Annotated in this window: 21 protein-coding genes and 1 tRNA gene; 12 read left to right on the forward strand and 10 right to left on the reverse strand. The window is 38.5% G+C overall.

Annotation, left to right across the window (positions count from 1 at the left end; translation table 11 throughout):
* The 4 genes from GM418_RS14440 to GM418_RS14455 all read right to left on the reverse strand — a co-directional run bounded on the left by GM418_RS14440 (nucleotide 1) and on the right by GM418_RS14455 (nucleotide 3,295).
* The gene (locus tag GM418_RS14440) at nucleotides 1–708 is read right to left on the reverse strand and encodes a hypothetical protein (protein WP_158867491.1); all 708 of its coding nucleotides are present in this window, start codon (nucleotides 706–708) and stop codon (nucleotides 1–3) included.
* A 9-nt stretch (nucleotides 709–717) separates the two neighbouring features.
* Nucleotides 718–1,425 (reverse strand): hypothetical protein, encoded by a 708-nt coding sequence (locus tag GM418_RS14445; protein WP_158867493.1) that lies wholly within the window; start codon nucleotides 1,423–1,425, stop codon nucleotides 718–720.
* The gene (locus GM418_RS14450; RefSeq protein WP_158867495.1) at nucleotides 1,418–1,759 is read right to left on the reverse strand and encodes a PadR family transcriptional regulator; all 342 of its coding nucleotides are present in this window, start codon (nucleotides 1,757–1,759) and stop codon (nucleotides 1,418–1,420) included. Before GM418_RS14450 ends, GM418_RS14445 begins: the two co-directional genes overlap by 8 nt.
* Before the next feature lie 96 nt (nucleotides 1,760–1,855).
* Nucleotides 1,856–3,295: a lamin tail domain-containing protein gene (locus GM418_RS14455; RefSeq protein WP_158867497.1), complete on the reverse strand. Its 1,440-nt coding sequence runs from the start codon at nucleotides 3,293–3,295 to the stop codon at nucleotides 1,856–1,858.
* Nucleotides 3,296–3,378: 83 nt separating this feature from the next.
* On the opposite strand from GM418_RS14455, the gene GM418_RS14460 reads away from it, so the two are divergent.
* Nucleotides 3,379–4,389 carry an aspartate-semialdehyde dehydrogenase gene (locus GM418_RS14460; RefSeq protein WP_158867499.1) on the forward strand — a complete coding sequence of 337 codons (1,011 nt, stop codon included), beginning with the start codon at nucleotides 3,379–3,381 and terminating at the stop codon, nucleotides 4,387–4,389.
* Between the two features lie 91 nt (nucleotides 4,390–4,480).
* The gene (locus GM418_RS14465) at nucleotides 4,481–6,034 is read left to right on the forward strand and encodes a bifunctional GNAT family N-acetyltransferase/carbon-nitrogen hydrolase family protein (RefSeq protein ID WP_158867501.1); all 1,554 of its coding nucleotides are present in this window, start codon (nucleotides 4,481–4,483) and stop codon (nucleotides 6,032–6,034) included.
* Here GM418_RS14465 and hflX read toward each other — a convergent pair.
* The 3 genes from hflX to GM418_RS31650 all read right to left on the reverse strand — a co-directional run bounded on the left by hflX (nucleotide 6,031) and on the right by GM418_RS31650 (nucleotide 8,792).
* Nucleotides 6,031–7,236, reverse strand: a complete 1,206-nt coding sequence (gene hflX / locus GM418_RS14470; protein WP_158867503.1) for a GTPase HflX — start codon at nucleotides 7,234–7,236, stop codon at nucleotides 6,031–6,033. The genes GM418_RS14465 and hflX overlap by 4 nt on opposite strands.
* A gap of 76 nt (nucleotides 7,237–7,312) precedes the next feature.
* Nucleotides 7,313–8,002 carry an energy transducer TonB gene (locus tag GM418_RS14475; protein ID WP_158867505.1) on the reverse strand — a complete coding sequence of 230 codons (690 nt, stop codon included), beginning with the start codon at nucleotides 8,000–8,002 and terminating at the stop codon, nucleotides 7,313–7,315.
* A gap of 106 nt (nucleotides 8,003–8,108) precedes the next feature.
* A complete protein-coding gene (locus GM418_RS31650; protein WP_158867507.1) occupies nucleotides 8,109–8,792 on the reverse strand; it encodes an energy transducer TonB in 684 nt (227 codons plus the stop codon).
* 165 nt (nucleotides 8,793–8,957) lie between these two features.
* On the opposite strand from GM418_RS31650, the gene GM418_RS14485 reads away from it, so the two are divergent.
* The 4 genes from GM418_RS14485 (at nucleotide 8,958) to GM418_RS14500 (ending at nucleotide 12,928) form a co-directional block, all read left to right on the forward strand.
* A tRNA-Ala gene (locus GM418_RS14485) sits at nucleotides 8,958–9,031 on the forward strand.
* Nucleotides 9,032–10,117: 1,086 nt separating this feature from the next.
* The gene (locus GM418_RS14490; protein ID WP_158867509.1) at nucleotides 10,118–10,990 is read left to right on the forward strand and encodes a sunset domain-containing protein; all 873 of its coding nucleotides are present in this window, start codon (nucleotides 10,118–10,120) and stop codon (nucleotides 10,988–10,990) included.
* A gap of 137 nt (nucleotides 10,991–11,127) precedes the next feature.
* Nucleotides 11,128–11,760, forward strand: a complete 633-nt coding sequence (locus GM418_RS14495; protein WP_158867511.1) for an NYN domain-containing protein — start codon at nucleotides 11,128–11,130, stop codon at nucleotides 11,758–11,760.
* A gap of 274 nt (nucleotides 11,761–12,034) precedes the next feature.
* Nucleotides 12,035–12,928 (forward strand): tyrosine-type recombinase/integrase, encoded by an 894-nt coding sequence (locus GM418_RS14500; protein WP_158867513.1) that lies wholly within the window; start codon nucleotides 12,035–12,037, stop codon nucleotides 12,926–12,928.
* Here GM418_RS14500 and GM418_RS14505 read toward each other — a convergent pair.
* From GM418_RS14505 to GM418_RS14515, 3 genes are read right to left on the reverse strand one after another with little or no spacing between them, the layout of a single operon-like run.
* Nucleotides 12,925–13,812, reverse strand: coding sequence for a tyrosine-type recombinase/integrase (locus GM418_RS14505; protein WP_158867516.1), 888 nt, complete (start codon nucleotides 13,810–13,812; stop codon nucleotides 12,925–12,927). The two genes, GM418_RS14500 and GM418_RS14505, sit on opposite strands and share 4 nt — an antisense overlap.
* Nucleotides 13,809–14,039, reverse strand: coding sequence for a hypothetical protein (locus tag GM418_RS14510; RefSeq protein ID WP_158867518.1), 231 nt, complete (start codon nucleotides 14,037–14,039; stop codon nucleotides 13,809–13,811). Before GM418_RS14510 ends, GM418_RS14505 begins: the two co-directional genes overlap by 4 nt.
* Before the next feature lie 17 nt (nucleotides 14,040–14,056).
* The gene (locus GM418_RS14515) at nucleotides 14,057–14,929 is read right to left on the reverse strand and encodes a DNA adenine methylase (protein ID WP_158867520.1); all 873 of its coding nucleotides are present in this window, start codon (nucleotides 14,927–14,929) and stop codon (nucleotides 14,057–14,059) included.
* Between the two features lie 200 nt (nucleotides 14,930–15,129).
* On the opposite strand from GM418_RS14515, the gene GM418_RS14520 reads away from it, so the two are divergent.
* From GM418_RS14520 to GM418_RS14545, 6 genes are all read left to right on the forward strand, one after another.
* On the forward strand, nucleotides 15,130–17,052 hold the full coding sequence (locus GM418_RS14520; protein ID WP_158867522.1) for a site-specific DNA-methyltransferase: 1,923 nt from the start codon (nucleotides 15,130–15,132) through the stop codon (nucleotides 17,050–17,052).
* A gap of 171 nt (nucleotides 17,053–17,223) precedes the next feature.
* Nucleotides 17,224–17,421, forward strand: coding sequence for a helix-turn-helix transcriptional regulator (locus tag GM418_RS14525; RefSeq protein WP_158867524.1), 198 nt, complete (start codon nucleotides 17,224–17,226; stop codon nucleotides 17,419–17,421).
* A gap of 3 nt (nucleotides 17,422–17,424) precedes the next feature.
* Nucleotides 17,425–19,434 carry a site-specific DNA-methyltransferase gene (locus tag GM418_RS14530; protein WP_217447794.1) on the forward strand — a complete coding sequence of 670 codons (2,010 nt, stop codon included), beginning with the start codon at nucleotides 17,425–17,427 and terminating at the stop codon, nucleotides 19,432–19,434.
* Nucleotides 19,435–19,436: 2 nt separating this feature from the next.
* Complete coding sequence (locus GM418_RS14535; protein WP_158867526.1) at nucleotides 19,437–22,568, forward strand: type III restriction-modification system endonuclease; 3,132 nt, start codon at nucleotides 19,437–19,439, stop codon at nucleotides 22,566–22,568.
* 4 nt (nucleotides 22,569–22,572) lie between these two features.
* Entirely contained in the window at nucleotides 22,573–25,809 is a 3,237-nt protein-coding gene (locus GM418_RS14540; RefSeq protein WP_158867528.1) for a helicase-related protein, read from the forward strand.
* Nucleotides 25,810–26,463: a DUF4391 domain-containing protein gene (locus GM418_RS14545; RefSeq protein ID WP_158867530.1), complete on the forward strand. Its 654-nt coding sequence runs from the start codon at nucleotides 25,810–25,812 to the stop codon at nucleotides 26,461–26,463.
* The last annotated feature ends 8 nt before the right edge of the window (nucleotides 26,464–26,471 follow it).

Genomic DNA, 26,471 nt, shown 5'->3' on the forward strand with positions numbered 1-26,471 from the left:
TTATTTTAAAGCAAATTCCGGAAATTGCTCTTTGAAATGTTCTTTTATTTTTTCAGGGATATAAAATAGTTCACCAAACATTGATATAGTAAAAAAAATTATAAGCAACGAAATAGTGAAGATACCCAGTGTGTTTTGTATGAATGTGATTTCCGACATATTCCATAAATTTGGAATTTGAATGGGAATCTGAGCCATTAGTATTGGCATCGACTGCGACCGTTTTAATTGTTCCAATAACAAGAATTTCTTACCGTTTACTTTTTCTGTTTTGAATTTTTTCGGAAAAATGATAAAATAATAGTAACCCACAAATAGTGTTAAAGCCCCATAGTAACCAAAGTAAGGCGCAATGATCCAGATGTCGTTTTTTACCAACTTAAACGTTGTTGCCAGAACAAGGGTAAAAGCCAGGGTCATAATAACTTTAGGCCAGCTAAAAAAATCAAGGAGATATTTCCAAAGTAACCGATTATATTTTTTACTGAGTTCATTTTCTTTTTGCAGTTTGATTTGTGTAAAATTGTAGGTGCCAAGTTTTTTCAAGGCAGTCTCAAAATCGGTTTCCGGCTGTTTTTTCCACTGTTCTTCGATTAACGAAGCCAGATGATCCACAAATTCAATCTGAACATCGTAATATTCAATCGTATTATTTTTGCATATTTTGAATAATTCTTCGCTTTCTTTTGGTGTTGTGGTTCGGCACATAGTTGGAAGTTATTGGGCAGTTTCGAGATAATTTTTGAAAAAATATTCCCTGATTTTTTGTGGCAGGAAAAAGAAATGACCGTAAAGCAGCACTAAAAGAATGGCAAAAAATGCAGCCATACCAGCTTCTTGCCATAAAACATTCGAATAAGGTAATAAGGTTTCGCTGGAGAACATGAGTATCAAAAATGGCAACTGAACTACAGAGCCTGCTTTTGTATTGATATTTTTTAAATAATCGAGAAGCGCAAATGATTTTCCTTCAGAATCTTGAATATCGAGTTTTTTCGGAAAAAAGAAATAATAATAATACACACTGAAAGCAGAAATAGGAGCAGTTACAAAAATGAGAATCCAAAAATTATTTGGAGAAATCCTTAATGCGGTAAAAAACAGAAAGAAGAGTGCGACGGTAATTGTTAATTTTGGCCATCTGAAGTATTCAAGAAAATAGTTGAACATAATCCGGTTAAAATTTTTCCGGAGTTGTTTTTTTAATTTTTGTTCGATTTTTTGCAGCCCGTTTTTGCCAAATCCTTTCACCCCATTTTTTAAAGCCCGGTTAAATGAAAGATTTGGCTCTTTTTCCCACTGTTCTTCAATTGAAGAAGCCAGGTGATCTACAATTTCAATTTGTAAATCATATTCATAGATTTCGTTTTTCAGGCAAAACCCAAAAAGTTTCCCGATTTGTTTTTGGGTTAAAGATTTATACATCAAATGAAGTTTTTGGGTTTAACAGTACATCCATATTTTGGATAAAAGCTTTCATCTCATTCAGCAAACTCACTGTTTCTTTTTTTCCGTTTTCGGTTAGAAAATAATACTTTCGGGGACGATTATTTACTTTTTTTATCTCTACGCTCAATAATCCTTTAGCTTCCAGTTTATGCAGGGTGGGGTACAACGCTCCTTCAGTTATAACCATCTCTCCTGCTGTAATTTTCTCTACTTCGCGGGTAATCTGGTAGCCATACATTTTTTCATTATCGGTTAATAATTTCAAAACTACGGTTGAAAGGCTTCCTTTGTATAACTGATTTTTTTGCATGAAGTAAAGATAAGAAAATATAGATATACCTAAGCATCTTAGGCAACAATATGGATCAAGTTTAAATTGTTTAAAATAAACTTAGAAAAGCTGTGCCTATTCCAATAAATCAGTTAAAACAACACCATCTTTAAACCGAAATACTTGTCCGTTGGAATCAAAAATTTCAACAAGAGTTATATACACTCCCAAAGGTTGACGTTGCCCGGTTTCGTCTTTTCCGTTCCATGTTAGTTCCCCGGCTGTTCCTAAAATTTCATTTTTTACAAGCTGCAAAACAAAATGTCCTTTTGAGTCAAAAATCTTTACGTTTCCAACATAGCCGGGTTTGTCAAGTTCGTAACGTATTTTGTATTCATCGTTAAATCCATCAAAGTTGGGGGAGAATGCTTCGGGTTCAAATGTTACTTTGGGCTTCGCAATGTTTTGATTGCCGACTTGCGAGTTTTTGTAGCCCGGTGTTCCATAGCCGGATTCAGAACTGGCAGAAGTCCAGTTTTTCGGCAGGTTTGTTTCTGTTGAAACAGCGATTCGTTCCAATGAAACGCCGTCAACATCGGCAAGCCAGGGAATATGTAAATCTTCGGAATAAAAAAATTCGTCAATTATTTCTGTGTCTTTATTTAACAAAACAACAACATCTTCATCGTTGTTGTAGGACGGCATTTTTGCTATTTGTTGAAAACAATCTGCACATTCAATAAAATAGAAGGGAAAAATGGCATTTGTGTCTTTTGTAACTGCCAAAAAGCTATAGGGCTGCAAAAGGTATTTTGAGCCTGCCAAACTATAAATCTGTGTGAGTTGAAAATCGTTGTCGCGCGATGCCAGAAAAAGGTCTTTCAGTGGAAATTCGTTTTTGGAATTATTATAGATTTCTACATAATCTTCACCATCAGGAAAGGGGTTGAATAAAATTTCATTGATGACAATATCTCCCGGTTGCGCCGGCGGATACTCTTTTGGTTTTGCTGAAACAATAATTTCATCCAGAATAACTTTGTCGGCAGAGTAGAAATTACAAATATATACAACAATCTGTAACTTGTTGCCATTTAATCCTGACTGAAAAACTGTATCCGTTCCCCAACCTCCATATTTTTCACCATTTATTTCAAAAGGAATTTCAGCAGTTGAATTCAATTTGTAATATGCTTTCAGATATTTTGTCGATTTATTTTCGCCACTTCCTGTCTCCTGCGCCGTAAGTTGGATCGAAACATTCTCGAAATTCGAAATATCAATCTCTTCAGAACTCCAAACGACTTCGCCGTCAATATCTCTGCATTCAAACCGCCCACCGGATGTGGAGACCGTCTTGGCATAGTCGTTAGAGTCTTTTAACCGGATGTTTGTGTAGTCAAGCGTCCAGGTTGAAACTCCTTTAAAATCAGTTTTTATTGAAGAGGCATCGTTACTTCCCCAAACGCCTTTTTCGGGCACCATAAAGTTTTCTCTCCAGATTTCCTGTGAATTTGATATATTGGGAGAGATGAGCAAACTGATTGTTAAGAATTTGAGGATATTCTGAACCATGACATTTGCATTTACAGGCAAAATACTAATTTTACCGCAATTAAATTAATAAAGCAGACTTAATTTTAATTAAAGAGTTTACGATGAAAGTTGCAATTGTAGGAGCCAGCGGCGCTGTGGGGCAGGAGTTTCTCCAGGTGTTGCAGGAGCGGAATTTCCCGCTCGACGAGTTAGTTTTATTTGGTTCGGCGAGAAGTGCCGGAAATGAATATGAATTTAAAGGAAAGAAACTAACAGTAAAGGAATTAAAGCATGGCGACGATTTTAAGGATATTGATATTGCCCTGACTTCAGCCGGTGCCGGTATTTCAAAGGAATTTGCAACTACAATTACCAAACACGGCGCGATAATGATTGATAACTCCAGCGCATTTCGTTACGACGACGATGTTCCGTTGGTTGTTCCTGAAGTAAATCCTGAAGATGCAAAAGTTCGGCCAAGAAATATTATTGCGAATCCGAATTGTTCTACTATTCAGATGGTTGTGGCACTGAAGCCTGTTGAGGAGCTGTCAAAAATAAAAAGAGTTCGTGTTGCTACATACCAGGCGGCAAGTGGGGCCGGAGCTCAGGGAATTGCTGAGTTGGAACAACAGGTTCAGGAAGTAGCAAACGGAAAGGATGTAACAATCAATAAATTCCCTTACCAGTTGGCTATGAATATTATTCCGCACATCGACGTTTTCCTTGAAAATGATTATACAAAGGAAGAAATGAAGATGAACTGGGAGACCAAAAAAATTATGCATACCGATGCTGAAGTGAGTGCCACTTGTGTTCGTATTCCGGTTGCCCGGGCACACTCTGAAGCGATTTGGGTGGAAACAGAGAAGCCTCTCTCTGTTCAGGAAGTAAAGGATGCATTTAGAAAATTTGAAGGACTTACTGTTATCGATAATCCGGCGGAAAAAGAATACCCAATGCCGCTGTTTGTTTCCGGTAAAGATGATGTTTATGTGGGGAGAATTCGTCAGGACGTTACAGATCCAAATAGTATCACTTTCTGGTGCGTGGGCGATCAAATTAAAAAAGGCGCCGCTTTAAATGCAGTTCAAATTGCGGAGTGGTTAATTGCCAACGGCGAAGTTAAATAATCAAAGAGTTTAAAATTTTCAAATTATATAAAGCTCGGGAAACCGGGCTTTTTTTATATCTTAAAGTGCCAAACAAATTGAATTTTTAAACATGGAAAATATAGAAAAATTAGAATTGAGGCAGTTGAATATTGATGACTATGAGGAGTTGCATAAATCGTCGATGGAAGCCTATCCCAACTGGCAGGACGATTACTGGGAAAAAAAGGATATTCGGAAGCTGGTGAAAATATTCCCCGAAGGACAATTTGCAGTGGTTGTTGACGGAGTGGTTGTTGGGTCGGCACTTTCAATTATTGTAAAATATGAATTGTTTGGCGATTCTCACACTTATGAAGAAATTATTGGTCGTTACAGTTTTAATACGCATAATCCGAAGGGAAATACGCTTTACGGAATAGATGTGTTTATCCGGCCCGATTACCGGGGTTTACGATTGGGCAGAAGATTATATGACGCCCGTAAAGAGCTTTGTGAAAGATTAAATTTGAAAGCCATTGTTTTTGGGGGGCGAATTCCCAACTATTACAAGTTTGCAAGCGAATTGTCTCCCAAAGAATATATTCAGAAAGTAAAATACCAGGAGATCAATGATCCGGTTCTGAACTTTCAGCTTTCCAACGATTTTCACGTAAAGAAAATCTTAAAAGGTTACATGCCGGGCGATAAAGAATCAAAAGAATATGCAGTACTTCTGCAGTGGGACAACATTTATTACGAGAAACAATCAGACAAAGTAAGCGGTCAAAAATCGGTTGTACGTTTGGGGTTGATTCAGTGGCAAATGCGACTTTACAAAAACATTGAAGAGTTGTTTACCCAGGTGGAATATTTTGTTGATGCGGTAGCCAGTTATAATGGCGATTTTGTGCTTTTTCCCGAATATTTTAACGCGCCGCTGATGGCTGATTACAATCACCTTGGTTATGCCGAAGCCATTCGTAAACTGGCAGAGTACACGGAAGAAATAAGGGAACGTTTTTTAAGCCTTGCCATTTCGTATAACATAAACATTGTTACCGGGAGTTTTCCTTTGATAAAAGATGACAGGTTGTATAATACCGGTTTCTTATGCAGACGAAACGGAACCTATGAAACCTATGAAAAGGTGCATGTAACACCTGATGAGATTAAAACCTGGGGACTTTCAGGCGGAGACACCATTCAGGTTTTTGAAACCGATTGCGGTCCGGTTGGTGTGTTAATATGTTATGATGTAGAGTTTCCAGAGCTGTCGCGTATTTTAGCAGAGCAGGGAATGAATATTTTATTTGTCCCTTTTCTTACTGATACTCAGAACGGATATTCGCGGGTTAGGTATTGCGCCCGTGCCCGCGCGATTGAAAATGAATGTTACGTTGCCATTGCCGGTTCGGTGGGGAATTTACCCAAGGTAGAAAATATGGATATCCAGTTTGCACAGTCGGTCGTGTTTACTCCAAGCGATTTTTCATTTCCTGCTAATGGAATAAAAGCAGAAGCTACGGCAAATACTGAAATGATTTTGGTAGCAGACGTCGATTTGGATTTACTAAAGGAGCTGCACACTTTTGGTGCGGTTCGAAATTTGAAGGACAGGCGAACGGATTTATACTCGGTTTGTTTGAATCCGAAAAGAGATGGAAGTGATGGGAAAAGGATTTAATCTTCTTCCCATGTAATATCATATAAATAGTCGTTAAAAGGAAACCGTTGTGAATGGATTTTTTTAACTTCTTCGTACAACTCCCGTTTGAATTCTTCAATATTTTCTTTTTCGGTTGCCGAAATAAAAAGAGCAGGCGTATTGTTTTTGGCCATCCATGAATTTTTCCATTCCTGCAAACTAATGTTTTCTTTTGTTGAAGGAGTTAAATCATCTTCGTCTTTTTTAACGTAGGTAAATGCATCAATTTTATTGAAAACGTACATTGTTGGCTTGTCGGCTGCTTCTATTTCTTTTAATGTTTCGTTCACAGTGTCAATTTGTTCTTCAAACCCTGGATGAGAGATATCAACAACATGAAGTAAAATATCCGCTTCGCGTACCTCGTCGAGTGTTGACTTGAATGATTCAACCAATCCGTGGGGAAGTTTGCGGATAAAACCAACCGTGTCAGCAAGCAGGAAAGGAAGATTTACAATCACTACTTTTCGAACGGTGGTATCCAGGGTTGCAAAGAGTTTATTTTCAGCAAAAACTTCCGATTTGGCCATCATATTCATTATAGTTGATTTGCCCACGTTGGTGTAACCAACCAGGGCTACACGAACCAGCTTCCCTCGGTTTTTTCGTTGTGTGGCTTTTTGTTTGTCAATTTTTATCAGTTGGTCTTTTAATCTCGAAATTTTATCCAAAATGATCCGACGGTCGGTTTCAATCTGAGTTTCCCCGGGGCCGCGCATTCCAATCCCCCCTCGTTGACGTTCAAGGTGAGTCCACATCCTTGTTAAACGAGGTAACAGATACTGATATTGAGCCAACTCTACCTGTGTTTTTGCGTGAGCTGTTTTCGCACGTTTGGCAAAAATATCGAGGATGAGGTTGGTGCGGTCGAGGATCTTACAGTCTAAAGCCCGTTCAATATTCCTGAGTTGGGTAGGCGAAAGTTCGTCATCAAAAATTACAGTATCCGCCTCCATCACTTTGATGTAGTTTCCAATTTCTTCCAGTTTTCCGGGACCAACAAAAGTTGCCGCATTGGGGACATCAAGCTTTTGGGTAAACTTTTTGAGCACCTCAGCTCCCGCAGTATCAGCTAAAAATTCAAGCTCGTCCAAATATTCTTTAGCCTGTTTCTCATCCTGGTTCTGGTTAATAAGCCCGACAATTACGGCTTTTTCTGTTATAGGTGCTGTTTCTATCATATTTTCTGTTTATAGCGCATAAAAAACTCCTGACCCAAAAAATGGATCAGGAGCACAAAAATATCTTTTTTATTTCTTACTGCAATACGAAGTTAATCGGCACGGTGTATGATACGCGAACCGGTTTTCCACGTTGTTTTCCTGCTTTCCATTTTGGAAGTGTGTTTACAACGCGCAACGCTTCTTTGTCAAGTGACGGGTCAACACCCCTTGCAATACGTGCATCAGAAATGCCACCGTCTTTATCAACAACAAAAGTTACATAAACTTTTCCCTGGATACCGTTTTCCTGAGCAATTACCGGGTATTTAATGGCATTTGCAATGTATTTGCGCAGCGCCAGTTCTCCCCCCGGGAATTCAGGCATATCCTCTACAATAAAGAATACCTGAGCTTCTTCTTCCTCTTCTTCTTCCTGAGTTTCAATCACGGGAGCGACGTCAATAACTGTTTCGTCGTCAGCTTCTGTGTCTTCAATCTCCAGTTCATCTTCAATCTCCACGTCGTCATCAACAATGTTCAAAACTTCGACAACTTTTGGTGGTGGTGGTGGTGGTGGTGGTTTTACCTGTTGTTCACGAGTGATAGGAATGATTTCCTCTTCTACCTCCTGTGTTTGAATCTGTCCTAAAGAATCAGCTTTTTTAGGTTTTGTTGTCCATTCAAATGCAACAAGAGTAACTCCGAGAGCAACCACCAAGCCTACCATAAAGAAAACATTCTTTTTGCTTTCCAAATCAGCTTTTGGTGACTTCTTTAAATCCATACTACTTATTTTTATTTGTTTTATATATCAATTCTCTCCCGCTAAAACGGGGTTTAAAGATAAAAAATAATTATCAAATGCAAGTTATAAACATTGAAATTAAATTTTATCTTAATTCAAATACAATTGGTACGGTGTACCTTACTTTTACTGCTCGTCCTCCTTGTTTCCCAGGTTTCCATATCGGTAATGACCGGACAACGCGAAGGGCTTCTTCGTCGAGTGACGGATCAATACCCCTTATAAGTGCAACATTTTCAATTCCTCCTTCCTCGTTAATAATAAAGCTCACATAAACTTTTCCCTGAATACCGTTTTCCTGAGCAATTACCGGGTAACGAACAGAACCTGCCAGATATTTTCGTAAAGCCGGTTCCCCACCCGGAAATTCAGGCATTTGTTCCGGATTTAAAAAGACAGTCGCTTCCTCTTCTTCTTTGCCATTTTCTGGAAATGTACCCAAATATTGGGTAAAATCAAGAAAAGGGTCTTCCATTTCAGAAGTAGAAAATTGAAATGGTTCTGTTATTTTTTTATCGTTTCCAATTATATCAACCATCTGGATCTCAATTTTTGGTTTCGGAAGTTCTGTTTTTTCTTTTGTAACAGGTGGTCTGTAGATTTCCTCAATTGCTGAGCTTGCAGGTATGTTGGGAATAATGACCGGTTTGGGTTTGGTTTTCCATTCAAATGCGAACAACACGACACTTAACGAAATCACCAAACTAATTAAAAATAGCATTCCTTTTTTGTTCTCGAGGTTAGCTTTATCAGACTTTTTACTTTTCATGGCTTTGAGTTTTTAGTGAGACAATAAGCAAAGAACGCCGGCATTATGTGCTAGTAATTAGCACCTTTTGTTTCCATGGGCCCTAATGGTTTTATAGCAAAAACTTTACCAGAATTTTTTGGCAGACTGAAAGAAAAATATTTTTATATTTGCAACGCATTTTAAGGGGGATTAGCTCAGTTGGCTAGAGCGTTTGACTGGCAGTCAAAAGGTCATCGGTTCGATTCCGATATTCTCCACTGAAAATCAAGAGGTTACGACAGCAACGGTTCGTAACCTTTTTTATTTGCAAGCCATTCGCAAGCACTTTGACTCCTACTGTTTGTAATATCTATATTGTGGCGGCAATCCTTCGCCTTCGCACTGAAACAAAAAATCTATATCTCCCGATATGCAGGTTGGATCTGCAAGATACTTCTCCCGAAGAAACTTGATAATGGGTGGCGTTGCACTCTGCAACTTAAGAAGCATCCCTTTGCCCAGATGTATTTCATAGGCGGTTAAGGGTCGTTCGACACGGATTGTTTTATCCATGGTGAAATGAAAAAGAAGAAATAATCCCAGGTACTCAAAAAAAACCGGACGGGGGTCCGGGTGATCTGAATTTTTGGGAATTATCTTTTAACACATTTTATCTAATTTGACAAATAAAATCTTTTACTTTTTAAAAGTAGCTCAGTATGAATTTATGAAAACAAGAGAGATATTGAGATGCCTCGAAATATAAGTAGCAGGGAATTGAAGCAATCACTTTTAAAATAAAATCAATAATTTGAGATAGTTCCTTTCTTGAATAACCGAAAAAGTAGAGAATCGGCTTAAGAAACCTAAAAAGGATAATGTCGAGCCGGAAACGCACAATTAAAATTAATATGATAATTTCCCCTCCGTACCCCAAGGGAGTAATTATCCATTTCCAAAAATTGAATGGGACAAATTCACAGGTTGGGACAAATAATATGAACTTGTATATTAGTACTGAAAAAAATGTGACTAAAAGGATCCAGTCGATTATTTTTAATGCCTTTTTCATGTACCGGATACTATCACAAATAGCTTTTTGAACTATCATAAAAGAGAACAAGATTACTTCTAGCAATGAAACTTCCCCCTAAGGCACTTGATGAACTTAAACAACTTTATATAGACCAAGGTGTAGAACTGATAGATAAAGAACTTGAAGAGGAAGGAGAAGACCTTCTTCGACTAATGGCTCTTTCAAGAGGTGTTTCTTTTAGATAAATACTTTTTTTCTCATCCCAGATTATTTCAGAATCCATGTGAGGCAATTATAATACTAAAGATTTTTGTAATAAGATTTACGCATGATAAACGGGAAATATTATTCAGAAGACTTTTTAGGAATTTTGAAGGATAAGCAATTTTCTTCCGAAGACGAACTGAGGGATTATTTGGAAGATCAATTGCCGAAGAAATTAAATATTTCAGCAAGTCTCATCGTAAAAGAACAAACTTTGACAGCAGGAGGTGGAGGTTACTTCAGTGAACGAGCAGATTTGGTGATTTTAAATCAAAATCGAGATCCAATAGTAATAATTGAACTTAAAAAAAAGCTAACAGATGGTTCCTCTAAGACAGCCGCAATTCGTCAGTTAAAGAACTATTGTCAAAGGGCAGGCGTGGCTTACGGAATTGTTTTGGCACCAAATTATTGTCGGATTTTTCAGTTTCATGGAGAGAGAGCTACCTCAGAGGAAAACTACCTGCCTGAGTTATCAACCATAAAAAGACCCGAGGAGAAAGATATTAATGCTATTAAAGGTGAATTAGAAAAAGTTAACAGGAAGCTTGATACAATTTCAAGAAGAGAAATAGAAAGAGCCAGTTTGCCTAGTGGAGGGCATATTAATCATGCAAGAAGAAATCAGGAGAAACCTCCTAGCACAAGTAATTTTTGGGTATGGATTGGATTTGCAACAATTGGTTTTTTGATAGTGGTATACAGCCTTGGATATTCGAAATTGGGAGATAAAGGAGGGGAATCGAATACAAATGAAAAAACGGCGACAACTTGTAATATTAAGGGGAATATTTCAAAGGACGGTAAAAAGATTTACCATACCCCCGATAGTCCATGGTACGCAAAGACAGTTATCAGTACGAGTTTTGGGGAGAGATGGTTTTGTACTGAACAAGAGGCTGAAAATGCTGGTTTTCGGAAATGGCAAAGTCGTTAACAGTATTTTGTATTGTACAATAAAAAGTTTTGACTATCGGAACTTTATTTGTACAATAAGCGCATCCTCCTTACTTAATATAAGTAAGTTAGAAGAGCCTCTGGACTTTCCAGGGGCTTTTCGCTATTCTCCGCCACATGAGGAATCAAAAAATTTCAATTTTCGTTGACGGAGAAAACTTCATTAGACGTGTAATTGAGAACTTTTTCGAAACAAATGTATTTGAAAGGCAGGGTGCGTACATGCATCACTTTTTTCGAATGAATTTTGATTTTGAAGGATTTTTTAAGTCGCTTATAAAGGAAGAGTATCAAGATTTGCAGGAGATTATTTGGTATGACGCGAGATTAAATCAACATTTTTCCGATGAACACAGAGGAAATCAGTTTGAATTTTTCAAAAAATTGAGATTATCAAGAATCCAACTGGAATTGGGAAAAACAAAAGGAGATCCACAAAAAGGGGAGGTGAAGCAAAAAGGCGTAGATACAAAGCTAGTTACAGACCTAGTAACAAAGGCAGTATTAAAGAAATATGATGTCGCATTTTTAGTCTCTAGTGATTGGGATTTTTTGCCAGCCGTGAATTTCATTCAGGGAATCACGACCAAGCCTCGGATTGGGGTCAATTATGTATTTTTTCAAGAAGGATGTACTCAGGTATTACACAGCGGTTGTGCATATCGCACAAAGATATCTTGGAAGCACGTAAGGGATTATTGTTCTGATGATTTGCGAAAATACAGAAGCAACGAGAAAGCTAAAAAGTAGTGTTTGACACCCCAAAAAATAGGGATAAGCTAAAAGAGACCGAGGGTCACTGGTGAAGCACACCAAAAAAGTTCTCAATAGCACGAAAAGCCGCTCCAGGAGCGGATCAAGGAAAACTTTCGGAGGGAAAATCGCCCTCATAACCCGAAGGTCGGAGGTTCAAATCCTCCCCCCGCAACCATTAAGATAGTCAGGGAGCGGAAATCCTTGAACAATTTTTGTGTTAATTGGGTAGCCAGTGACCATCGGACTTAGCAAGTAGGTCACTGGTAAAATGGAAATCCTCAAACTTCACGAACGCTTTTGCCAACACAGTTTAGTGTTCAAAGGCAACACTCCTCGAACAATTTATTGGTTCAAGACGGACATAAAATGGTTTTTGAAATTTTATCCCGACATTGAAACAATCGACCAGATTACCAGGGAACGGATCGAAGACTGGGTGTTGGACGGAAAACTGGAAAAGAACTGGACGGCGCAAACGATCAAGCTCCGGTTGCAATCTATGAGCTCCTTTTTGAAGTGGGCTGTTCAGCAGGACTATATCAAAGAGAATCCTTGCGACAAAATTCCCAAACCAAGGCTTCCAAAGAGCATTCCCAAGCACCTTACACAAGACCAGGCAGAACGTCTGATGGACTGGACACGGAACTATCCGTATGAGTACAAATTCGACCGGAAAAGAGCAATCGCCATTATGGGAACGTTTTTGTATACGGGCATCCGCAAGGCAGAGTTGGCAAACCTTAAAATGGAAGATGTGGATTTGGTGGACAAAACGTTGTACGTCCGAAACGGGAAATGTGCTAAGGATCGTCTGATTCCGCTCCATCCACTGCTGATCATGTACCTGGAGGACTATTTAAAGGACAGAAAACGGCTCAAAAAAACAACTCCGTTCTTTTTTACCGCCATGCGTCAGGACTCAAAAATGGGTGATCCAGTGGTGAAGCGGTTATTTGAAAAAATTCAGAAGAGAAGTGGCATAAAATTTTATCCCCATTTATTGCGGCACACATTTGCCACGTTGATGTTGGAGGGAGGTTGTAATTTGTACGCTCTTTCCCGGATGCTGGGACACTCTGACATCAAAACAACCACTATTTATCTGGCTGCCACCAAAGCCCATTTGGAAGATCAGATTGGGAAACATCCGCTTAATTTTTAAAGCAGTTCCAGCCGATTCACGCTTTCCTTCACCCCCTTTTTCGATACCGAAAGGTAGATCTGGGTAGTACTTATTTCAGTATGCCCAAGCACTTCTTTGAGCTTGAACAGATTGATGTTTTCGTCACAGGCAAGCCTGGCGAATGTATGCCGGAGCATATGTGGGGAGAACTTGATCCCGGATGAAATGACAATCTTTTTACAAATTTCATGGACGTTCTTTTCGTACAATCGTTTATCCGAGTTTACCCCGGTAAACAACCACTTCGACCGTTTGTTTCGTTCCTTGCGCTGGCGGACATAATTCCGCAGCACCCGTGTCAAAGTAGGATGAATTGGAACAATCCGTTCTTTTTTCCCTTTGCCCTCCCGGATGAGAATTTCATCCGTTTTGAGATTTACATCATCAAACCGGAGATGGAGTAGTTCATTAAGTCGCATCCCGGTAAATAGAAACACGTACAGAATGGTGATATTCCGGGACTGGGCAAAATCTGAATTCCATGGGTAGTTTTGAGCATGAGAAAGTACTTTTTGCGCCTGTTCTTTGGTCAGGCAGCGGGGAAGCCGCCGGGGAAGTTTTGGTTTCTCGATGTTTTGTGCCGGGTTCTTTTTCACGTATCCGCGAATCTGGCACCATTTGTAAAACGACCGGAAGCTTTGGAGATACGCCCGGACGGTTTTGGGTGACCAGACTTTTTCACGTTTTGAGGCGGCAAGAAACTCACGGATATTCTCCTCGGTTACTTTTCTGAAATTTTGAGTGCCCAAATGATTCAGCAAATGTTGAACGTGAGCCGTTACCGTTCTGTAGCTTTTTGCAGTTACACCGCGTTCAATTAGAAAATAATCACGGAACTGGTTGCGAACATCTAAAAAGTTCATTTCTCGGTGGGATTAATGATTTTTGAGATTTTGATCTGGTTTTCTGTTACTAAAACTTCCACTTTGTCGCCTTTTTCGAAGCCGAACTTTTTGAGATATTCACCTTGAATGTTAATGCCGTTGGTGTAGGTTTTTTGGTAGGGTTTGTTGACCACCCTGAGAACCTTTTGAAGGGTTTGATGCGAGTTTTTTTCATCATTAAAAGATGGATTAATTTTTTCTTTCATGGGAAGGGATTAGGGGATTAGTAGTTGGTGATCAGCAATTCTTTGCGTTCGCTGATGGTGGCTTTGGCGTTGGCAATCCGGTGATTCGATTCGATGGGATGGATGTTGAATTCCGGTTCTTTGTACAGATCCCGAAGGAGTTCAGTGTCGAGTCCAGAAAGCATCACGTGAACGCCTTTTTGGGTGAGTTCAGAAATGAACTTTTTCAACCGGAAATGTTCCTGGATTCCAAAGCCGCCTTTTTGGTAGGCAGAGAAAACCAGGTTGTTTGCCCCGTGGTATGGAGGATCGAAATACACGAAATCGCCTGGCTCAGGGCTAATTTTGGAAAAATCGTGACATGCCAGCTCTGCTATTTGTAGAAGTTTAGAACAGCCATAAATGGCAAAATGATCCGCAATCTGGGGATTTTCGTAGTGTCCGAAAGGAACATTGAATTTTCCGAATTTGTTTTCACGGTACAAGCCCCCGAAGCACGTTTTATTCAGGTAGATAAATCGGGCAGCCCTGCCTAAATCCGTTTCGACAAATGGCTTTGCCCGGAGCTGGTAGAAAAACTTCTCTGAGTGCCGGGACGCATAAAATTTGAGCGTTGAAACGAGTTTTGAAGGTGATTCTTTTACTACTTGATACGTTTGAATGAGATCCTGGTTTAAATCTGACAGGAATGCCTGTTCTAGTTTTGGAGCAAGCGCAAAGAACAATGCACCAGCACCCACAAAGGGTTCGTAATAGGAATTGAACTCTTTTGGGATGTGTTGCAGTAGTTCCGGAAGAAGGAAGCGTTTGCCGCCCACCCACTTCAAAAAAGGTTTTTGGGGAAATTTATTTGTATTTGCTGCCGGTGATTTTTTGCCATCTAAAAGATGGCTGACCTGGGGGTCAGTCATGAGGAAAGGGTTAGAAAGGGGAAACTTTCATAACACTCTCTATTTGTCTGTCAAAATGTTTTTTAAAGTAAATTAGATAGAGACAACGGTTTCCGTTAATTGAGATAGTGAGCAAGGTATACCAGAAATTCTCCTAAAAATTGCGGATATTCAGAATGTTGATTAAGATTCTACTTGTTTCAAATAATGAAGCTTAATCTATGGGGAAAGAAAAACTCGACCTTCAATCACCTGATTTGGTGAATAAAAATTTTGAGAAAATAGCAGTTCTTTTTCCCAACTGCATAACTGAAAGTGCCGATGGAAAAGTCATAGATTTCGATTTGCTGAAGCAAGAACTAAACCACGCAGTGGTTGAAGGGAACAAAGAACGCTACCGTTTGGAGTGGCCTGGCAAGCGCGAAGCCATCGTGGCAGCTAATTTGCCAAGCACTAAAACGTTACGCCCAGTAATAGAAGATTCGTTAGATTTTGATAATACTGAAAATATTTACATCGAAGGAGATAATCTGGAAGTTTTAAAACTTTTACAGGAAAGTTATCTGGGAAAAATCAAAATGATTTACATTGACCCACCGTACAATACGGGGAATGACCTTGTTTATAGAGACAATTTTTCAATAGATGAAGCAGGGTATAAAGATCTGAGCGGACAAAAAGACGAATATAATAAACGCTTAGTGGTCAATCCTGAAACGGCAGGACGTTACCATTCCGACTGGCTGAGTATGATGTATGCAAGGTTAAAGTTGGCGAGGAATCTTCTCAATGAAGAGGGGGTAATCCTTGTTTCGATAGATGATAACGAAGTTGATAACGCACGAAAGTTATGTGATGAGATTTTCGGAGAGACAAACTTTCAAGGAATTTTTGTTATTAATTCAACCCCCAACGCAAGAGATTACGGTCACATTGGGAAAATGCATGAATATGTACTTTTCTATAGTAAAGACCATCAACTATGCACAACCAACCAACTTCCCGTGTTGGATAAAAACTTTAAATATTCGGATGACATCGGGGGGTTCAATATTCATCCACTTTATAACAGTAATGAAGCCTTCCATTCCCAAAATCGTCCGAATCTATATTTCCCCTTTTTCGTTGACCCCTTAAAAAGAATTGAAAAGGATTTTTTTGAAATCTACTTAGAAGCTGGTCCTGGTAGGGTTAAAGTTTATCCACCAAAATCAGTCAAAAATAATGTGCAATTTGTTTGGCGCTGGGGAAAGGAAAAAGCAAAGCTAAATCTTAATAAGGAAATTATTGGATATAAAACTGGCGATAATGAATTTCGAATAGTTCAAAAAATGAGACATACGACGAAAATAATCCGGTCGCTGCTCACTGATAAAAAGTATTCAAGTCGCAGGGGAACGGCAGAAGTAGAAGAATTATTTGGTGCTAAAATTTTTTCATTTCCAAAGCCATTATCACTTCTTCACGATTTTATAATAGTTGGAACAAACGAAAATGATATTGTTTTAGACTTCTTCGCAGGTTCTGGGACTACCGCGCACGCAGTTATGGCTGCTAATTCTGAAGAACTAGGTAAAAGAAAATTTATATTAGTTCAACTTCCCGAATCGCTAGCGGAGCAAGGGAACACCATTTCTGATAATGAAGGTAAGTCATATTGTAACCTAAGTGAGTTTGCAATTTCACGACTAACAAAAGCAGCAAAAAAAATAAAAGAAGAAGTAAGCGTGGAAGTAGATTGTGGCTTCCGTGTGTACCGCTTAGATGAAAGTAATATGCAGGATGTTTATTATAAGCCTCAGGACTACAAACAAGATACTCTGGAGCTTTTTGCTGATAACGTAAAACCGGATAGAACACCTGACGACCTTTTAGCACAGGTTATGCTGGATTGTGGACTGCCTCTTTCCTTGAAGATTGAAAGGAAAGAAATTAACGGGAAACAGGTCTTTAAAATAGCAGAAAATTCATTATTTGCCTGTTTTGATAATGGTATTGATGAAGAATTTGCGAAAATCATTGCCAAAGAAGAACCACTGAGAATCGTGTTCAAAGACAGTGGTTTTAAAGATGATACCGCCAAAGTAAATGTAAAACAGTTGTTGAAACAACTGAGTCCTGAAACCGAAATGAAAGTGATTTAAGATGAATTTAAACTTACTATAAATAATTTTGAAAGCGAAAAATTATAGAAAGAATACTTTCCCAAAACCAAAAATTTTTTCATGATATGCCACAAAACTGAGATTATTTATCCCGTTTTATGGTTACTATTTTAACAATATCCTTAATTTTAGGTCTTTAAAAATCAACTAATGAATCGCATCAAAGAGGTACTCGAAAAACAAGGCAGAACCCAAAAATGGCTGGCTAAAGAACTTGGCAAGAGCTACAACATGGTTAATGCCTATGTTCAGAACAGGCAGCAGCCACGATTAGAAATTCTCCTAAAAATTGCGGAGATTCTGGACGTTGATGTTAAGATTCTAATTGTTTCGAATAAAGAAGATTAATCCATGGAAATAGAAAAACTCGACCTCACTACACCTGATTTGGTGAATGAAAATTTTGAAAAAATTGCAGCCCTTTTTCCCAACTGTGTTACCGAAAGTACCGATGGTAAAGCCATCGACTTTGATTTGTTAAAACAGGAGTTAAACCACGCCGTAGTGGAAGGCAACAAAGAACGCTACCGTTTGGAGTGGCCTGGCAAACGCGAAGCCATTGTTACAGCCAATTTGCCAAGCACCAAAACGTTACGCCCGGTTAGAGAGGATTCTGTAGATTTTGACAATACTGAAAACCTTTATATTGAAGGTGACAACCTGGAAGTATTGAAGTTGTTGCAGGAAAGTTATCTGGGGAAAATTAAGATGATTTACATTGATCCTCCATATAACACTGGTAACGATTTTGTTTATAAAGACAATTTCAAAATAGATTCTGACGAATATAAAGACTCAAGTGGACAAAGAAATGAATTCAACGAAAGACTTGTAGCTAATCCAGAAACAGGTGGAAGATACCACTCTGACTGGTTGAGCATGATGTATCCCCGATTAAAATTGGCTAGGAATTTACTCTCCCAAGACGGTGTTATATTTATAAGTATTGGTCAAGACGAACTAGATAATGTCACAAAGGTTTTGAATGAAGTTTTCGGTGAAACAAACCGCCTTGGATTGATTTCAAGACAAATGAAAACTGGAGGCGGGAGTCAAGGCAAATATTTTTCTCATAATTTAGACTATATTCTTGTTTATGGAAAAATGTATGATGAAGCTCGTTATTTTAGAGGTGAAATCAGTAAAGAACTTAAAAAGAAAGTTTATAATCAAAAACAAGAGCAAGGAGAAAGGAAGGGTGAATATTATAGATCAATGGGACTTTATCAATCTTCTTTGGATATACGACCAGGTTTAAGGTATTGGATTGAATGTCCTGATGGAACACTGGTGATTCCACCGGGGGACTCCTTTCCTAAAACAGTTGCTGGGGAAAAGACTATTCCAGTAACCGCCGATGGAGTATGGAGATGGTCTTATAAAAAGTATTCTGAAGAATTAGCAAAGGGCAATATAGAATTCAAAGAATCGAAGAACGGAATACTGTTAGGTGCCGACAGAAAACCGTCAAAATGGAATGTTTATACAAAAATTTGGCTAAAAGATAGAGAATCTGATGGTCAGATTCCATCCGATTTAACAACTAAATTTGAAAACAGACATAGTTCAAAAGAACTTGGTGCTTTAGGTATTCCGTTTGATTTTGCAAAGCCAACTTCATTAATAAATTACCTAATAGATATAATGAATCAGGATGATGATATAACTATTCTTGATTTTTTTAGTGGATCTGCAACAACAGCAGACTCTGTAATTCAGATGAATTCTAAAGACAATGGTAAAAGAAAATTTATTCTAGTACAAATACCGGAGTTGACTGACGAAAAAAGCAAAGCAAGAAAAGCAGGTTACAAAAACATTTGCGAAATAGGAAAAGAACGCATAAGTCGTGCAGGGAAACAAATTGAAACTACTTTAAGGGAAAAACAAAAAGCCAAAGCAGGGGAAATCGATTTTGAAAATTCACAAACACCAGAAGAAGACCATAAGTTAGACATTGGGTTTAGGGTATTTAAATTGGATTCAAGCAATATGCAGGATGTTTATTATAAACCACAAGACTATAAACAGGATAAATTGGAGCTTTTCGAGGACAACGTTAAACCCAACAGAACAGCAGACGATCTCTTGGTACAGGTGATGTTAGACTGGGGACTGCCTCTTTCCTTGAAGATTGAAAGGAAAGAAATTAAAGGGAAACAAGTATTTAAAGTAGCAGAAAATTCATTATTTGCCTGTTTTGATAATGGTATTGATGAAGAATTTGCGAAAATCATTGCCAAAGAAGAACCGCTTAGAATCGTGTTCAAAGACAGTGGTTTTAAAGACGATACTGCCAAAGTAAATGTAAAACAGTTGTTGAAACAACTGAGTCCTGAAACTGAAATGAAAGTGATTTAAAAATGAAACTACAATTTAAAGAACAGGATTTTCAGGTTCAAGCGGTTAAAGCTGTTGTTGATTGTTTTGAGGGGCAGCCCATCAAAACCAACCGCTTTACACTTGAAAGAAGCAAAGAGCTTATCAAGAAAGCCAAGCAAGCCGCGCAGGGAGTTCAAGCCATTGATTTTGAAAAAGACGTTCTGGAAGATATTGGATATCGAAACTCCGGTATCCAGCTTTTGGACTCACAAGTCCTGGAAAATATTCAGAACGTTCAGAAGCAGAACGAACTGAAAGAAAGTCCACAAATTGAACGTCCAAAAGAAGCAAAGCTGGGGTATAACCTTACCATCGACATGGAAACGGGTACGGGTAAAACCTATACCTACATCCGTACCATGTACGAGCTTCATAAACACTATGGTTGGAGTAAATTTATTGTAATTGTTCCGAGCATTGCTATCCGTGAAGGAGTTTATAAATCATTCCAGATTACGCAGGAGCATTTTCAGGAATTATACGGGCACAAAATAAATCCGTTTATTTACAATTCAGGCAGACCACAGGACATTGAAAACTTCGCATCCGATAGCCGGATTAGTGTGATGATTATCAACACGCAGGCTTTTAATGCCAGGGGTGCCGATGCCCGTCGTATTTATCAGGAATTAGACCAGTTTGGCACACGCAAACCCATTGAGATTATTTCTCAAACCAACCCGATTCTGATTATTGACGAACCCCAGTCGGTTGATGGGAAAAAGACCCTGGAGAGCATGCAGGATTTTAATCCACTTTTTACCCTTCGCTACTCTGCAACCCACAAAGTTGATTACAACAAAATTTATCGGCTCGATGCGCTCGATGCATACAACAAACGCTTGGTGAAAAAAATTCAGGTAAAAGGAATTAACCTGAAAGGTTCTTCCGGGACAACGGGATATTTATATCTGGAACATATTAGCCTTAGTACAACCAAACCACCGTTTGCAGTTATCGAATACGAAAAAAGATCTGGTTCTGGTGTTAAGAAAGTACGCCAAAAATTAGGAGAAGGAGCGAATTTATATGAGCTATCCGGAAATATGCCAGCCTATAAAAATCAGGTGATTACTGAAATAAACGGCTATTTAAACAAAGTAGTAATCGGAGGACAGGATATTTATCCCGGAGATATTTTGAACGACAAAGACGAAAATGCATTTCGAAGGGTTCAAATCCGCGAATGTATCATGTCGCACCTTCAAAAAGAAAAACAGCTTTTTGATAAAGGCGTAAAAGTGCTTTCCCTGTTTTTCATTGATTCGGTTGAGAAATACAGGATTTACGATGAAACGGGTGAAAAAGCCCTCGGAGAATATGCCAAAATTTTTGAGGAAGAATACAACAAGGTTTGCAGCGACTTTCTGGACTTGTTCCATCAGGACTACAACGAATATTTAGAGACCACTGATCCAAGTAAAGTCCACAGAGGATACATGCCCACACGTTATGAAGAGTATTTGAAAAGAGATGATGCAGAACGTGTTCACGAAGGTTATTTCTCAATCGACAAAAAACAACGTATGGTTGATCCCGCCACAAAGCGAGGAAGTGAGGAGTCTGACGATATTACTGCTTACGACCTTATCATGAAAGATAAGGAGCGGTTATTGAGCTTTGAGGAGCCAACACGCTTTATTTTTTCACACTCAGCCCTAAAAGAGGGATGGGACAATCCCAACGTTTTCCAGATTTGTGCCTTGAAACACGCCGAAAGTGGGAGTCTTACACGCCGAAGGCAAGAAGTAGGTCGAGGAATGCGACTTTGTGTAGACGAAAAAGGATTCCGGCAGGATTTTGAATTGGTTGGAGATCAGGTGCATGAAATTAATAAACTTACCGTGATTGCTTCTGAAAGCTATGAAGCCTTTGCCAAAGGACTTCAAAGCGAAATTGCAGCCACTCTTAAAGATCGTCCACAAAAAGCAGAAGTGGAGTATTTTGTTGGGAAAGTGGTTACCGATGAAAAAGAGCAGGAACACCGTTTGACGCAGGATGATGCTAAAAAGCTCAATAAACTGCTTTATAAAAACGATATTATTGATGAAGACGATAAAATTACCCCAGAAGGAAGGGAGCTAATAGAACAAGTAAAAATGCCTTTGCCTGAAAACCTTGAACCATTCAGGGAATCGGTAGGAAAATTATTGAAATCAATTTATACCGGAGAACCATTTAAACCAGAAGACGAGCGTCAAAAAATTGTTGTTACCACCAATAAAAATTTCAAGAAAAAAGAGTTTCAGGAACTTTGGAACAAGATTAACCTGAAAACTATTTATGAAGTTCAATTTGATACAGACAAGCTGATTAAAGAAAGTACGGTTCTTATAAATGCCAACCTAGCTATTGGAGATCGTTCGTATGAAGTAAAAACAGGGGAATTGGAGGATGGTACTAAAGAAGAAATGAAAGAAGGAAGTTTGATTAAAGAATCAAAAAGAGAACACCTAAAGCTTAAAAACGATCTTTATACAAACACGGTTTACGACATCGTTGGTGAAATAGAGGTTCATACAAACCTTACTCGAAAAACAATAGTTGCAATTTTAAAATCCATAAAGCAGGAAAAATTTTTCCTGCTTCGTAAAAACCCGGAAGAGTTCATTAATAAATGTAGCAAATTAATCAATGAAGCTAAAGCAACACTGATTATAAATAATATTGTCTATCACAAAACGGAAGACAGATACGATGCTAAAACAGTTTTCACGAATGATAAATCAGCAATTAGAAGGTCGGATCTCCTTAAAAAGCATATTTATGATTTCCTGACTTCGGATTCAAATATTGAATCCGATTTTGCAAAAGCACTTGAGAATAGCATAGAGGTTGAAGTTTATGCGAAACTTCCAAAAAGTTTTTACATCACCACGCCAGTCGCTAATTACAGTCCAGATTGGGCAATTGTATTTAACAAAGACAAGGTTCGTGAAATCTATTTTGTTGCTGAGACAAAGGGGACGGACTCGGATATTGACGATCGGGGGATTGAAAAGCTTAAGATTCATTGTGCCACAGAACATTTCAAAGAAATTTGTGGCAGTGAAGTTAAATTTAAGAAAGTAAATAGTTTTGAAAAACTTATGAAGTTCGTACAACTAAACTGAATGTATGGAGCTAATTGATAACGTAACCAATCGATTAGGGGATGATCTGAAACAGACCATCAAGAAAGGCTCAAAGCTAAGCATTGCAGCTTCTACCTTTTCAATTTATGCCTTCGAAGCCCTGAAAAAGGAATTGGGGAAAGTCGATGAATTTCGTTTCATTTTTAGCTCTCCAACATTCGTTGAAGAAAAACTTCAAAAACACAGCCGCCAGTTTTATATCCCTCATATTTTAAGAGAATCTGAATTATGTGGAGGGGAGTTTGAATTACGGCTAATGAATCAGCTTAATCAAAGAGCAATTGCCAGAGAGTGTTCCAAATGGGTAAAGGAAAAGGTTACGTTTAAATCTAATAAGCACAACAACCAAACCATTCATGGAATGGTACATGTGAATAACGAATCTTCGCAGGATGAATGTGCCTATTCTAATATCACAGGATTTACTACTTCCGATCTGGGAATCACACACAAAAAGGGATTCCCAACATTGATTCATAAATCTGATTTTCCAAACAGCAGTGCTTATCTTGAATGGTTCAACCAAATTTGGGAAAACGAGGAAGATTTGAAAGACGTAACCCAGCAAGTTCAGGATTATTTTGAAAGTGCTTACAAAGAAAATAGCCCTGAATTTATCTACTTTATTACGCTCTACAATATCTTTAATGATTTCCTGGACGATATTTCCTTGGACAATCTTCCCAACGAACAAATCGGGTTCAAACACTCGGTTGTCTGGAATAAACTCTACAACTTCCAGCAAGATGCGGTTGTTGGGGCTATTAATAAACTGGAAAAATACAAAGGGTGTATCCTGGCAGACAGCGTTGGTCTGGGGAAAACCTTTTCAGCCTTGGGTGTAATCAAGTATTACGAAATGAGGAACAAAGACGTTTTGGTTCTTTGTCCGAAAAAACTGGAAGCCAACTGGAACATGTTTCGGCACAACGACAAAAATAATATTCTTGCCGGAGATCGTTTTCGATACGATGTGCTTTTTCACACTGACCTTTCCAGAGAAAGGGGGACAAGCAACGGACGTAACCTTGAATCAGTAAACTGGGGGAATTACGGGTTAATTGTAATCGATGAATCTCATAACTTTAGAAATAACAATACCGTAATTGGGAAAGAAAATCGGTATCAAAAACTGTTAAGAAAAGTCATCCAGGAGGGGATCGAAACTAAAGTGCTTATGCTATCAGCAACCCCGGTAAACAACCGCTTTAACGACCTTCGAAATCAATTAGCACTAGCATACGAGGGCGAAGCAGAAAACATTGATAGCAAACTTGAAACAGAAAAGGGAATTGACCAGATTTTTAGACGAGCACAACAGGCATTTAATATTTGGAGTAAATACGAAACAGCAGAACGGACGACAGAAAAGCTTCTGGATATGTTGGATTTTGATTTCTTCGAATTGTTGGATTCGCTTACTATTGCTCGATCAAGGAAGCATATTACAACCTACTACGACACAACAGCCATTGGGAAATTCCCAACACGAAACAAACCAGTTTCCATTCAGAGTCCGCTTACCGAAAACGACGATGTTACCTACACGGAAATTGCCGAAAGATTAACCTTGCTTAATCTTTCTATATACACCCCGCTGAATTACATTTTGCCAAGCAAAGTGCCGCTTTATGCCAGTTTGTACGACAAAGAAGTACGATCCGGAACAGGAAAACTTACCCAGGTGGATCGTGAAAACAGTCTTCGTATTTTGATGCGAATCAACCTTCTCAAACGAATAGAAAGTTCAGTTGATTCTTTCAGAATTACTTTGGAAGGAATTATCTCACAGATTGAAAATGCCCTTAAAGTCATGGACAAAGGGGATATTGAAGATTTTGAAGGAATCCAGGCACGAGTAAATGACGAGAACTTTGATTGGGAAGCAGATTGGGGCGACGAAGAAAATGTAATTGGGAAGAAGGTGAAAGTTCATGTAGCGGATATGGACACCACAAAATGGAGAGAAGACCTGCAGGAAGACCTGGATATCCTAAATAATTTGTGGGGGAAAGTAGTTGATATTAGAGGAAAAAAGGACACCAAATTACAACGACTTATTAGTCTCCTGGATGAGAAGATAAATAATCCATTTAATGAAGAGAACAAGAAGGCAATAATTTTCACGGCGTTTGCCGACACAGCCAACTATCTTTTTGAAAACATTCACCCCTACCTAAAAGAGAAATATGGCATAAATACAGCCATTGTTACAGGATCTAGGAAACTTACCACATCCAAAAAAATACCAGCAGATTTGAATGCGATACTGACCTGTTTTTCACCGCTTTCAAAAGATAAAGCACAGCTTTATCCCAAAATCACGGAATCTATTGATTTACTTATTGCGACGGACTGTATTTCTGAAGGACAAAACCTACAAGATTGCGATTACCTGATTAATTACGACATTCACTGGAATCCGGTACGGATTATTCAAAGATTTGGACGTATTGATAGGATCGGCTCAAAGAACGACAGCATTACCATGGTCAACTTCTGGCCAGATGTTACGCTCGACTCTTATATCAACCTAAAACAACGGGTTGAGAATAAGATGCTGATCAGTAACATGGCTAGCACAGGCGATGACAACATACTCAATACGGACGATAAAGATTTGGAGTACCGGAAAATCCAGCTGCAAAGACTACAGGACGAGGTAATCGATCTTGAAGATTTACGGGAAGGCGTGAGCATTACCGACCTTGGACTAAATGATTTTAGGGTAGATTTAACGAACCTGATTAAAGTTTACGGGGAACTAAAAAATATCCCGGAAGGATTACATGCGGTTGTCCGCGCCAGCGGACAACTTGAACCAGGAGTTGTATTTGTACTTAAAAATGTGAATTCGAGCGTAAATATCAACAAATTAAACAGGCTACATCCGTATTATCTGGTTTATATCAACAATACGGGCGAACTTGTATTGGGGCATGTTGAATCCAAAAAAATTCTCGATGCAGTACGGATGCTCTGTAAAAACACAGAAGAACCAATAGTTAATCTTTGTAAGCAAATCATCGACGAAACCGATGATTATTACAAAATGGACAAATACTCAGAGCTTCTTAAAAAAAGTATTGGAACCATTCTCCAAACCGAGGAAGAGAAAGAAGTTTTGAGCTTATTTAAATCTGGAGGAACTACAGCCTTACAAGAGAAAATTAAGGGTATAGAAGATTTTAAATTAGTATCATTTTTAATAGTGAGGTAGATGAGTTTTTTTGATTTTCCAAATAGCACAATAGTAAACCGGGTAGTTCCCAAAAATAAATTCGACACATTTACCAGCCCGAAACAGAAGAAGCAATTCACTGAAAGCGTTTCCAAGATTACCTGGGCAAACAAACTATCTTCTGAAACCATTAACCTCACTGCAAAAGATATTGAAGAGATTCAAATTTTTAAAATTGAGTTAAAAAAGAAAGATGAAATATCTTCCTTGTTGGAAGTTATAGATAAGGCGATTCCTTATCACATCATATTTTGGGTGCAGTTTGAAGATTCAGCATATCTTTCTACATCAAGCAAACATGCACATCCACTCAATGAAAACACAGCAGTAATAGATTGGACATTCAAAAGTGAATGGTTTGAACAAGCTGACTGCCCGGTTAAGCCTACCCTTAAAAAAAGCATTGATGCAGTGTACAAGCATATTTGTGTTCAAATTTCGGGGAAACAGGAACTTGCCAAAAAATCGCTAAAAAGCATCATTGAAAACCAAGCAAAAATTCACGAACTAAACAAAGAAATTGAAAAGCTCAAAACTCAAATTTCTAGAAGCAAACAGTTCAAAGAGAAGGTTGCTTTGAACTTAGAGTTGAAAGAAAAGGAGAGAGAACTAGAAAAGATCAATAACCAATAAACCAAAAC

Origin of the sequence: Maribellus comscasis, from assembly GCF_009762775.1 — a bacterium.
GTDB lineage: Bacteria > Bacteroidota > Bacteroidia > Bacteroidales > Prolixibacteraceae > Draconibacterium > Draconibacterium comscasis.

Coding starts and splice junctions, on each gene's coding strand:
- GM418_RS14465 (WP_158867501.1), top strand. CDS start 4,481: ATGGAAAATATAGAAAAATTAGAATTGAGGCAGTTGAATATTGATGAC.
- GM418_RS14545 (WP_158867530.1), top strand. CDS start 25,810: ATGAGTTTTTTTGATTTTCCAAATAGCACAATAGTAAACCGGGTAGTT.
- GM418_RS14445 (WP_158867493.1), bottom strand. CDS start 1,425: ATGTATAAATCTTTAACCCAAAAACAAATCGGGAAACTTTTTGGGTTT.
- GM418_RS14525 (WP_158867524.1), top strand. CDS start 17,224: ATGAATCGCATCAAAGAGGTACTCGAAAAACAAGGCAGAACCCAAAAA.
- GM418_RS14540 (WP_158867528.1), top strand. CDS start 22,573: ATGGAGCTAATTGATAACGTAACCAATCGATTAGGGGATGATCTGAAA.
- GM418_RS14530 (WP_217447794.1), top strand. CDS start 17,425: ATGGAAATAGAAAAACTCGACCTCACTACACCTGATTTGGTGAATGAA.
- GM418_RS14440 (WP_158867491.1), bottom strand. CDS start 708: ATGTGCCGAACCACAACACCAAAAGAAAGCGAAGAATTATTCAAAATA.
- GM418_RS14460 (WP_158867499.1), top strand. CDS start 3,379: ATGAAAGTTGCAATTGTAGGAGCCAGCGGCGCTGTGGGGCAGGAGTTT.
- GM418_RS14520 (WP_158867522.1), top strand. CDS start 15,130: ATGGGGAAAGAAAAACTCGACCTTCAATCACCTGATTTGGTGAATAAA.
- GM418_RS14500 (WP_158867513.1), top strand. CDS start 12,035: ATGGAAATCCTCAAACTTCACGAACGCTTTTGCCAACACAGTTTAGTG.
- GM418_RS14510 (WP_158867518.1), bottom strand. CDS start 14,039: ATGAAAGAAAAAATTAATCCATCTTTTAATGATGAAAAAAACTCGCAT.
- GM418_RS14490 (WP_158867509.1), top strand. CDS start 10,118: ATGATAAACGGGAAATATTATTCAGAAGACTTTTTAGGAATTTTGAAG.
- GM418_RS31650 (WP_158867507.1), bottom strand. CDS start 8,792: ATGAAAAGTAAAAAGTCTGATAAAGCTAACCTCGAGAACAAAAAAGGA.
- GM418_RS14535 (WP_158867526.1), top strand. CDS start 19,437: ATGAAACTACAATTTAAAGAACAGGATTTTCAGGTTCAAGCGGTTAAA.
- GM418_RS14495 (WP_158867511.1), top strand. CDS start 11,128: ATGAGGAATCAAAAAATTTCAATTTTCGTTGACGGAGAAAACTTCATT.
- GM418_RS14515 (WP_158867520.1), bottom strand. CDS start 14,929: ATGACTGACCCCCAGGTCAGCCATCTTTTAGATGGCAAAAAATCACCG.
- hflX (WP_158867503.1), bottom strand. CDS start 7,236: ATGATAGAAACAGCACCTATAACAGAAAAAGCCGTAATTGTCGGGCTT.
- GM418_RS14505 (WP_158867516.1), bottom strand. CDS start 13,812: ATGAACTTTTTAGATGTTCGCAACCAGTTCCGTGATTATTTTCTAATT.
- GM418_RS14450 (WP_158867495.1), bottom strand. CDS start 1,759: ATGCAAAAAAATCAGTTATACAAAGGAAGCCTTTCAACCGTAGTTTTG.
- GM418_RS14455 (WP_158867497.1), bottom strand. CDS start 3,295: ATGGTTCAGAATATCCTCAAATTCTTAACAATCAGTTTGCTCATCTCT.
- GM418_RS14475 (WP_158867505.1), bottom strand. CDS start 8,002: ATGGATTTAAAGAAGTCACCAAAAGCTGATTTGGAAAGCAAAAAGAAT.